Below are 11198 nucleotides of genomic sequence, written 5' to 3'. Positions count from 1 at the left end.
ATTCTAAAAAGCCAATCAAAATCGAAGTACCAATCAAGATTGTTGGTAACTCCCCAGGTGTAATCAAAGGAGGTAAAATGGTCCAAAAATTACGTAAAGTTTCTTTACGCGGTTTAGTGTCCAATATTCCAGATTTTGTTACAGCTGATATTTCAGGTTTAGACTTAGGCCAGACAGTTAAAGTAAACAAATTAGTTGTTGAAGGATGTGAAATTTTAAATCCATTATCCAACCCAGTAGCAACAATTGAAATCCCAAGAGCATTAAGAGGTAAATTAACCGCTTAAATTTTTAGGAGAGAATGATAGATCGAAATAGCCTGGCTTTTGCCAGGCTATTTTTTTGAATAACCCATAAAAAAAGGCCTCTGATTGAGGCCTTTTAATGTTATTGTATTTTGTGATTATCGTTTAGCCATAACCTTAACGATAGGAGCCTTCTCTAGGTGAGAAGCATGTCCTGCCGACTTCCCTACGTGAATGTATGGGGCGATTACTAACGAAACGATTGACATCAACTTAATTAATATATTCATAGAAGGGCCAGAGGTATCTTTGAATGGATCACCTACTGTGTCACCAGTAACTGCCGCTTTATGTGGCTCAGAACCTTTCTTAAATATCTCACCATCAATCAATACTCCTTTTTCAAACGATTTTTTAGCGTTATCCCAAGCACCACCTGCATTAGACTGAAAAATTCCCATCAATACACCAGAAACAGTGACTCCAGCTAATAAACCTCCCAATACTTCTGGTCCCATGGAAAAGCCAACAAGCACTGGTACAGTTAACGCAATTGCACCTGGCAAAATCATTTGACGAATTGAAGCCTCTGTTGAAATAGCAACACATTTTTCATATTCAGGCTTAGCCTTGTATTCCATAATTCCTGGAATTTCACGGAATTGACGACGAACTTCATTAACCATTTCCATGGCTGCTTTTCCAACCGCCGAAATACATAATGCAGAAAAGATAAATGGAATCATTCCACCAACAAATAATCCAGCCAAAACATCAGCTTTGTAAATATCTATTTGCGTAATTCCAGAAATACCAACAAACGCAGCAAAAAGAGCCAATGATGTAAGAGCCGCTGAAGCAATCGCAAAGCCTTTACCCGTTGCCGCTGTCGTATTTCCTACCGCATCTAAATTATCAGTACGATCACGTACCTCAGATGGTAATTGAGCCATCTCTGCAATACCACCAGCGTTATCTGCAATTGGACCAAATGCGTCAATCGCTAATTGCATGGCAGTAGTAGCCATCATACCTGCAGCTGCGATAGAAACACCATATATTCCTGCAAAATGATATGAACCAATAATTCCTGCAGCTAATACCAAAATAGGTAAAACCGTAGACTCCATTCCAACAGCTAAACCACCAATAATGTTGGTTGCATGCCCCGTTCCAGATTTCTGAACTATTGAATCCACTGGACGTTTACCCATTGCCGTGTAATACTCTGTAATGATCGACATCAATGTACCCACTACTAAGCCAACAATAATCGCATAGAAAACATCCATTGATGAAAATGTCGTACCACGTAGGGTTAAACTTTCAGGCAAAATAGTAGTAACTAGGAAATATGAAGTGACAAATGTTATTGCGATAGACGCATAATTTCCAAGATTCAACGCATTTTGAACTGAATCCGTCTCCTTTGAAATACGTACAAAAAAGGTAGAAACTAAGGAAGATAACAAACCCACCCCAGCAATCAACATAGGCAATAAGACAGGGGAGAAGCCACCATAGTTGTCAGAAACCTCAATTTCTTGACCTAATACCATCGTAGCCAAAATTGTCGCTACATACGAACCAAATAAATCGGCACCCATTCCAGCTACATCACCAACGTTATCACCAACATTATCAGCAATAGTAGCAGGATTACGAACATCATCTTCAGGAATACCAGCTTCTACTTTACCAACTAAATCAGCACCAACATCAGCAGCTTTCGTATATATACCACCACCCACGCGCGCAAACAAGGCAATTGACTCTGCACCTAGAGAGAATCCAGCTAATACTTCGATTGCTGTTTTCATTTCCATTGAAGTAAGCGCTTTTCCTTCAGCAAAAATTTGGTAAAAGGCGATGAACAATCCACCTAAACCCAAAATAGCTAAACCAGCTACTCCCATTCCCATTACAGAACCTCCTGTAAATGAAACATTTAATGCTTTTGCAAGTGAAGTCCGCGCTGCCTCAGCAGTACGTACATTTGCTTTTGTAGCTACAATCATACCAATATAACCTGCAGTAGCTGAAAAAATAGCCCCAATTAAAAAGGCAATCGCAATTAAAGGGGATGAATGAATAGGATTTTCAGGAGTTCCTTCTTGTGTCCCTAACCAAGCAAGTAATATAGCCGTTGGAATTGCAAAATATGTTAAGATTTTCCATTCAGCTTTCAAAAATGCAATAGCTCCATCCGCTATGTAACCGGCTAATTCCTGCATTTTTTCATTTCCGGCATCTTGTCTGGATACCCAACTAAATTTCCATGCTGTGTAAAGCAATCCCACCAAACCAAAAGCAGGAACTAAGTAAACAATTTGATTCATAAAGTTTAATTTAGATTATATCAAAAAAATTTAGCACAATTTAGGCAAAAAGGTGCAAATAAACAATTAGAATGGCAATCTGACAAGAACTTTCAATTTTTCAGGGACGACAGTACCCATCGGATAGACTAAATCAATACCTAAAATTTTCCCAATACCAGCTAGACCATAAGTAAGCTCTTGGTAATTAACCGTTTGAGAATTAACAGTAGTCTGAAGATAGGAATAACCTACTTTTTCTTTCAAGCCATAAAGTGCAAGAAAAGCATTCTGTGTAAATATAAATTTTCTAGGCTGCCACGATAAAAAAGCCTTAAAATAACCTCCAGGGTTTGATAGTGTATAATAAGGTAGGGCTAAAAAACTTGTTTCACCACTAGAAACGTTAATCTCATTACCTTTAAAATGTTGGTAATCTAAAATCAATGATGGTTTATGAATAAAATGAGCAGCTGTAATTCGGTAGTTAAATTTCCCCCAATTAGCTAAAGATATAGACTGCGATACTTGAAAAGAAACTTTTGTAAACGGATAATCTCCTAATGCCTGTTCGTAACCACCAGTAATGGTAGGTCCTACCTCGTTAGATAATCTCCGGGACCCATTATATCGTCTCCAAGTAGCCATTGGTTGATAACGCATAAAAACATACGCATAAGCCTGTTTACTTGTCAAAAAAGGCAATCCATTTGAAGCAAAACGACGTTCCTTAAGGAATAAACCATTCTCCTCCTGATTAACTAAACTAGTTCGAGATCTAAATTCCAAATCCGCACTGAATCTCCATTTTGCATTCAATTGTAATGTATAAGAACCTCTAATAAAATCCTTCTGATATAGCCTCAAAAAATTCTGCGATAAGAATAAGGCATAGTATCGATTAATATTAGCTGAAATGGGCTCCGTTGAATTAATTTGCTCCATGGTAGAACCGCCAGAAAGACTAACCCTTTGTCGATTCTCATCCCAATTACGAACGAAGTGTACAGATCCATTCAATGCCTTTCTAGAAAAAGCATAGCGAATATCAAACCCAGTTTCCCAGTAATCAGACAACTTATACGTATACCGATAATCTAAACCACGTCCTAAATGATATCCATCAACCGCATTATATCCTGACTGAATCCCAATCAATGTCAAACGAGCTCCTAATCCTTTCTGACCATACGTGTAGGTTCTAGCATTGACAATATCCCCAAAACGGAAACGAGGCAGTAAGTTAACCGAATCCTTTAAGCGTTTTTTCTCGTCTTGTACGGATAAGCTATCGGCTTCCTTGTATCCTTTAATCTCAGCTTCTGTCAATGGAACCTGCCGTTCTGCTTCCCAATACGCTTCTTTCTTTATCGAGGCTGATGAATCAACAGTAATCGTATAATCGGAACTAAACACTTCACTCTTCACCTCTTTCTTCTCTTCCTTATCTATTTCTTTAAGTACCTTCTTTAGCTTTTTACGTGTCAATTCTTTCCCCAAAGACAATTTAGGAGACGCTATTTTTTCTTTATTAATTTCTTTAGCCCAATCCTTATGTAAGCGTTCCTCGATAATAGTTGGCTTGACGACAAAAGCAGGATTAACTTTAATTGAATACTCTTTAACCTGCGTGATATATCGGAAATTGGCACCAAATCCCATCGCATCAAAATTTATATTCACGTCATAATTAACCGGCATCCAAACTCCTTGAAACAAAGCGTTTTGTTGCTGAAACGTATAATATCCCTGTGAATTTCGGAAAGCTAAACTGAAGGAATAGATACTCCACGTATCTTCAACAATTGAAAGTGTACCTTCAAATAAATCATTCGATGTAGACTTAGGTTTGACTTGAACCTTAGAAATTGTTTGGCCATTCAACTGAAAACTACCTAAATAAGCGAAATTGTAAAAGGAAAAGGCAGTAGGCGAAATAGGGGAGATCAAGGAGCCCCAAACCTTAGGCAAATAAAAATTCGTTTGCGTAATTCGTAAATTAGGGGCACCCGAATTTTTAATTATGGCTGGTAGATTATCGCGATTCGAAAGTACTTTTTCATCTAGCTTATTGGGACGCGTATAGGTAATCTGATTAATTCCCTCTAATACGTAAGTAGAACCCACTTTAATTCCGGCTTCCTTTTCCATCCGTTTGCCTATTAAAGCATTCATTACTTTTGAAATGGATGTAATTTTACCTGCTCCTTTGACATAGCCTTTAGCCGAATACCGATCAATTTCTTTTAAATGAAATGGGGCCATGGATATCATCCTACGCATTATTCCAATGGCTGGATCCTCCTTTAAACCTCCTACATTGACTTCCTGAAGCGTTACCGCTTCTTCGGAAAGAATGACATCAAGCGCCAAATTTCCTGAAATCGTGACTTTATGTGGTTTAGGCGTGTGACCAAGAAATCGAAAAACAACTTCGTGTTCTCCTTTAGGCAATTGAATAGCATATCTAGCATCTTCATTTGCCAAAGTCCCCTTATTCAAATTTGTAACCCATATAGTAGCAAAAGGCAAGATTTCGCCATTTTTGTTTTTAACGACGCCGGATAAAGTTTGGCCTAAAACCCAAAAAGATGTAAACAATATAAATAATAATGTAATTAGTGGCTTTTTCATAATGCAATACAAGGGAAAATCGGGCAAAACACCATACCAGAAACTGATAATTTGATAAAAGGCTGTAAATTTGGGATAAATGGAACTAACTAACCGACAGCTTTTTCAAAAATATACCGCTCATACCTCGGATGCCCCACTGGCCTTGGAAATTGTTTCCGCCGAACATATCTATTTAAAAGATAGCTCTGGTAAGTCCTATATTGATTTAATCTCGGGAATTGCCGTATCAAATGTTGGCCATCGAAATCCAGAAGTTGTTCAAGCCATTAAAAATCAAGTTGACGCATACATGCACCTAATGGTATATGGTGAATATATCCAAAGTCCTCAAGTATTATTAGCTGAGGCTTTAGTTAAATCAACAAATTCACCAAAATTAAATCAGGTATATTTCACAAACTCAGGTACGGAGGCTGTTGAAGGAGCCATGAAATTAGCCAAGCGATATACGCGAAGAAGCGAATTTATCTCCTGTTTAAATGCCTACCACGGTGCTACGCAGGGAGCTTTATCCTTAGCGGGCGACGAAAACTTTAAAAATAGCTTTAGACCACTATTGCCTGATATCAAACACATCAGACATGGAAATATGGATGACTTAGTTCATATAACAGCAAAAACCGCAGCCATAGTTATTGAAATCGTAGCCGGTGAAGCAGGAGTGAAGCAAGCCACAAAATCTTTTTTCAAAGCGTTGCGCGAAAAGTGTACACAAACAGGATGCTTACTTATTATTGACGAAATTCAAACTGGCTTCGGACGGACAGGAACTTTTTGGGCCTATCAGGCCATGGAAATTCAACCGGATATTCTTTTAACGGCAAAAGGGATGGGAGGAGGAATGCCTATAGGTGCTTTCATGGCCAATGAATCAATCATGCGAACGCTTTCTTATGAGCCAGTTCTAGGTCATATTACAACTTTTGGCGGACATCCAGTTTCATGCGCCGCTTCTCTAGCTACTATAAAATACATTCAAGAAGCTAATTTACTTGATCGTGTTGCCATAAAATCCAACTTATTTAAGGAATTATTAATTCATCCACTAATTCAAGAAGTCAGAGGTGCTGGACTTATGATAGCCGTTGAAATGAAAGATTTTCAAACAGTTAAGGCGGTGATTGATACATGTTTAGAAAATGGACTCATCACAGATTGGTTCCTATTCTGTGATAATGCCCTTCGAATTGCTCCACCTCTGGTTATCACAGAGGATGAAATAAAAATGGCTTGCAACATATTGTTACAAGCCATGGATAAGGTCTATAAAAGCTAATTAAGCGTGCTTTAATAAAGTTTCTGACAAAACAGACTTTGGAATATTTCCACCAACTAAACGCTCCACCATTTCTCCATTTTTGAATACCATTAATGTTGGAATCGAACGAATGCCTAAGGACGCAGGTATCGCAGAATTTGAATCTACATTCATTTTCGCCACAATTGCTTGACCTTCCACTTCACCAGCTAACTCCTCCACAATAGGTCCAATCATTTTACATGGCCCACACCACTCTGCCCAAAAATCAACCAACACCGGGGTTGAAGTTCCAATTAATTCGCTAAAGTTGGCATCTGTTGCCTCTACATATTTTCCCATTTTCTAGATTATTTTAAAAATTCAAAATTAAAACATTTCACGTATAAGATTAAGTTCCCTTTCAATATTTTATGAAATTAATTTGAAGGTGACATTTTCTAAGCCAGTCAATTCAGCAATCAAAGGCTTACCGATCCGAATTTGCATCTTACGTGATAGAAAATCCATCTGTAGCTTCTCTGCTTCATCAAAAACCTCCACCACTAACTTTTTTGTGCCTTTATTACGTTCGAGTACATCATACAAATTATCCATTAAGGCAGGATTTAAATAGCGTAAATCTACCATAAGCTTCAATTCCTTCGTTCTTTCTTCTAGAACCTCAGAAAGTAATTCGATGGATTGAATCTTAAATACCATTTGCTCCATGTAGCGATTTTTTTGTTGGTACAACCCTTGAATATACAACATCCGATCTTGACCTATAAATCGCTCAAATTCAATGTAATCCTTGCCAAAAAGCGCAAATTCATAATTCCCGGAATAATCTTCCAACGTGAAAATCATAAATTGATTTCCATTCGCAGAGGTGCGTACGTTTACTTTCGTAACAATGCCAGCTATAGATTGTACCGCATTTGGACGAGAATCCAATAAAGTCGTATTTGAATTCGTAAAATTTTGAATCTCCACACGATACTCATCCAACGGGTGACCTGAAATATAAACGCCAACTACCTCTTTTTCATTTCGAAGTTGCTCCATCACAGACCAAGGCTCAGATACGGGAATTTTAGGTTTAACAATGTCATTACCAGTTCCTGCTCCAAGTTCGCCAAATAGCGACTGCGTTGCTTCCGCTTTTAACTCGGCCATACGTGAAGCATAACGAACAATCTTTTCAATAAACGTCGTATTCTCGCTATCCAATGCAAAGTAGTGCGCGCGCAGCACCTCAGGGAAACAATCAAAGGCACCTGCAAGCGCTAATGATTCTAAACTTTTCTTATTAACCTGACGAACGTTAATCCGTGAAACAAAATCGAAAATATCTTTATACTCGCCACGTAAATTACGCTCTTCCACAATCGCATCGACCGCAGCCTCGCCAACGCCCTTAATCGCACCTAGACCAAAACGAATTTGACCTTTTTTATTTACCGCAAATGAGCGAGATGACTCATTCACATCAGGAACTAGTAAAGTCAAGCCCATCCGCTTACACTCATCCATGAAAAACGTAATCTTTTCAATATTCCCTAAAGAATTTGAAAGAACCGCAGACATATATTCAGACGGATAATTAGCTTTTAAATAACCCGTTTGATAAGCAACTAAACCGTAACATGTTGAATGAGATTTATTAAATGCATATTGAGCAAATGCTTCCCAGTCGGTCCAAATCTTTTCCAACTTATCCGCAGGATGATTATTCGCTTGACCACCTTCCATGAATTTACCCTTCATTTTGTCAATCGTCGCCTTGTCCTTTTTCCCCATGGCCTTACGAAGCACATCGGCATCGCCTTTGGAGAAATTGGCCAATTTCTGCGATAATAACATTACTTGCTCTTGATAAACAGTAATACCATACGTGTCCTTTAAATACTCTTCCATTTCAGGAACATCGTATTCAATCTTTTCTCGACCATGTTTACGTGCAATGTAATTTGGAATGTACACCATAGGTCCTGGACGGAACAAGGCATTCATCGCAATCAAATCAGAAAACTGATCGGGCTTTAAATCCCTTAAGTGTTTCTGCATACCAGGCGATTCAAATTGGAAAGTCCCATTTGTTTCCGCTCGTTGGTACAATTCATACGTCAATCGATCATCCAAAGGTAAATCATCCAAAACAATGGTTTCCCCATGATTCTGCTTAATCAATCGAACTGCCTCTTTCAAAATGGATAGGGTTTTTAAACCCAAAAAGTCCATTTTAATTACGCCTGCATTTTCAATAACTGAACCATCATATTGCGTTATCAATAAACTGACATCTTTGGATGATGCAACGGGCAAAATATCCGTCAAATCAGAAGGAGCAATGATAATCCCAGCAGCATGTATACCCGTTCCACGCACGGACCCCTCCAGTACCAATGCATTTTCAATTACTTTCGCAGGTAATCCGCCTGCCTCTTTAATTTTACGTAGTTGTTTAACCTGTTCAATCTCATCAGAATTCAAGCCCTCTTTGTCAGCCAAACTCTTGTCCCCATTTAAAGGTGCATTAAATATACGTTCTAAGGTAATTTTGGGCTTTTCTGGGACTAATTTAGCCAAAGCATTTGACTCAGATAGAGGAAGATCCAACACCCTAGCTACATCTTTTATCGACATCTTGGCTGCCATCGTACCATACGTAGCAATATGAGCCACCTGATTTTTACCGTATTTATCTACGACATAATCAATCACTTTTTGGCGGCCCTCATCATCAAAGTCCGTATCAATATCGGGTAATGACTTACGATCCGGATTTAAAAAACGCTCAAAAAGCAGATTATATTTAATCGGATCTATGTTGGTAATTCCCAAACAATAGGCAACAACTGACCCTGCCGCCGAACCACGCCCAGGACCCACATAGACCCCTAAATCACGCCCAGCTTGAATAAAATCGGCAACAATCAAGAAATAACCAGCAAAACCCATGGTCTTAATCGTATATAACTCGAACCGAATTCGCTCCTCAACGACCTGGTCTATGTCGACATACCTCTTTTTCGAACCCTCCATGGTTAGATGCTCCAAATAATCATCTTGATTAAGGAATTCGGTCGGAATCTGGAAGTTGGGCAACATCACATCCTTTGTCAACTTCAACGTTTCGACTTTGCCAACAATCTCATTGGTGTTATCAATGGCCTCAGGGACATGCGACCACAACTGGGTCATTTCTTCTGTTGTCTTGAAATAAAACTGATCATTGTAAAAAGCGAAACGCTTTCCCTTCATATCAAAATCACCTTCAATGTCTTTGTAAGTTGGGGTGGCTTGCTTTTCTCCCGTATTGATACATAAAAGAATATCATGAGCATTGGAATCTTTTTGATCCAAATAATGGGAATCATTTGATGCAATAACTTTGACATTATACTTCTTAGCAAACTTTAACAAAACCTCGTTAACAGTCTGTTGTTCAGGTATATAATGATTTTGAACTTCGATATAATAATCTTCACCAAATAGATCCAGCCACCACTTAAATTCCTTTTCTGCTGCTTCTTCGCCATCACGTAAAATCGCTTGCGGAACAGATGCGCCCAAACAACAAGTTGTCGCAATTAAACCCTTATGGTATTTTAATACGAGCTCCTTATCAATACGAGGATACTTGGAATACATACCTTCCATGAATCCAAGCGAACATAATTTGACTAGGTTTTGATATCCCTCCGGATTCTTAGCCAGAAATAATTGATGATAGCGCCTATCCTTGTCAATCTTCGTAAATGCCTGTTTATGGCGATCTTTTACCAGATAAAATTCGCAACCCACAATCGGCTTAACACCTTGTTTCCCAGCTTCCGCCACAAACTGAAACACCCCAAACATATTTCCATGGTCTGTAATCGCAACGGCTGGCATATTGTCTTCCTTTGCTTTTTTAAACATCGAAGAAATCTTTGATGCGCCATCTAGCAATGAAAATTGGGAATGATTGTGTAAATGCGAAAACTGCATAAAATATTAAGCTTTTAAAAAGGGTTCTTTATCAAAAAATGTGGCATTCAAGAAATCTAAAAATGGTTTTAGTTGTAAGGCGGCCAACATTAACTTCGAGGTGAAATCTGGTGAGACAATATCTTTGTCAGAAAAATGATGCCAATAAAACAATTGCTTACGTCGCAAATAAACCTCATCAGCGGTATCTGGATCAAAACCTTTAGGAATTTTTTTTAACAAATCACCTTCAGCTTGACCAAAAAGCTTAACAAATGAGGCAGATTCAACAATGCCTCGAAGTGTTGCTCCATTATAATCTACTTCTTGGCGGTAAGCAGCCAGCTGCTCAGGTGTGGGATTATACATTCCTCCACCTAAAAATGATTTACCACCGGGCTCGATGTGCAAATAATAATCCATGTAACCAGACTTACGACCACCTTCAGAGAAACTCGCCGAAAACCAAGTTTTATACGGATCTTTATTCTTTGAAAAGCGAACATCGCGGTATAGGCGATAGGAACAGTGCTTCTTCAGTACACCATCCATATTTTCAAAGGCGGAAAATTCCTGAATCAATTGTTCAATCAATCCATCAAATAAGGCCTTTTCTGATTCATAGCTAGCTTTATGCTCCGCAAACCACTCGCGTGAATTATGCTGTTTCAATTCCGATAAAAAAGCTAAAAGGCTAGGGGAGATAGACATGAATCGTTGCACTAAAATAGAAACGAAATTAGCGATTCTTTCCCAAAATAAATTGGGAGAATTGATTGAATTTAA

The 11198-nt window shown here is 38.5% G+C and carries 6 protein-coding genes and 1 pseudogene; 2 read left to right on the top strand and 5 right to left on the bottom strand.

The annotated features are described in order from the left end of the window. A pseudogene (locus AC1W6K_RS11445) lies at positions 1-287 on the top strand (50S ribosomal protein L25); the annotation flags it as partial. 116 nt (positions 288-403) lie between these two features. On the opposite strand, the gene AC1W6K_RS11440 reads toward AC1W6K_RS11445, so the two are convergent. Together AC1W6K_RS11440 and AC1W6K_RS11435 are read right to left on the bottom strand one after the other, a co-directional pair. Then, a complete protein-coding gene (locus AC1W6K_RS11440; protein ID WP_481947588.1) occupies positions 404-2584 on the bottom strand; it encodes a sodium-translocating pyrophosphatase in 2181 nt (726 codons plus the stop codon). 66 nt (positions 2585-2650) lie between these two features. Further along, positions 2651-5197: a DUF5686 and carboxypeptidase regulatory-like domain-containing protein gene (locus AC1W6K_RS11435; RefSeq protein WP_481947587.1), complete on the bottom strand. Its 2547-nt coding sequence runs from the start codon at positions 5195-5197 to the stop codon at positions 2651-2653. A gap of 79 nt (positions 5198-5276) precedes the next feature. Between AC1W6K_RS11435 and AC1W6K_RS11430 the strand changes: the two genes are divergently transcribed. After that, a complete protein-coding gene (locus AC1W6K_RS11430; RefSeq protein ID WP_481947586.1) occupies positions 5277-6476 on the top strand; it encodes an aspartate aminotransferase family protein in 1200 nt (399 codons plus the stop codon). Here AC1W6K_RS11430 and trxA read toward each other — a convergent pair whose 3' ends face one another. The 3 genes from trxA to AC1W6K_RS11415 all read right to left on the bottom strand — a co-directional run. After that, entirely contained in the window at positions 6477-6800 is a 324-nt protein-coding gene (trxA, locus tag AC1W6K_RS11425; RefSeq protein ID WP_395783605.1) for a thioredoxin, read from the bottom strand. It lies immediately after the preceding gene. A 69-nt stretch (positions 6801-6869) separates the two neighbouring features. After that, complete coding sequence (gene dnaE / locus AC1W6K_RS11420; RefSeq protein ID WP_481947585.1) at positions 6870-10433, bottom strand: DNA polymerase III subunit alpha; 3564 nt, start codon at positions 10431-10433, stop codon at positions 6870-6872. A 6-nt stretch (positions 10434-10439) separates the two neighbouring features. Then, the coding region (locus AC1W6K_RS11415; RefSeq protein ID WP_481947584.1) for a DUF2461 domain-containing protein at positions 10440-11198 on the bottom strand (759 nt) is incomplete at its 5' end.

The sequence above is a fragment of the Aquirufa sp. genome (assembly GCF_964796385.1).
The sequence above is the reverse complement of the archived record's forward strand: the minus strand, read 5'-3'. Positions and strand labels throughout refer to the sequence as shown.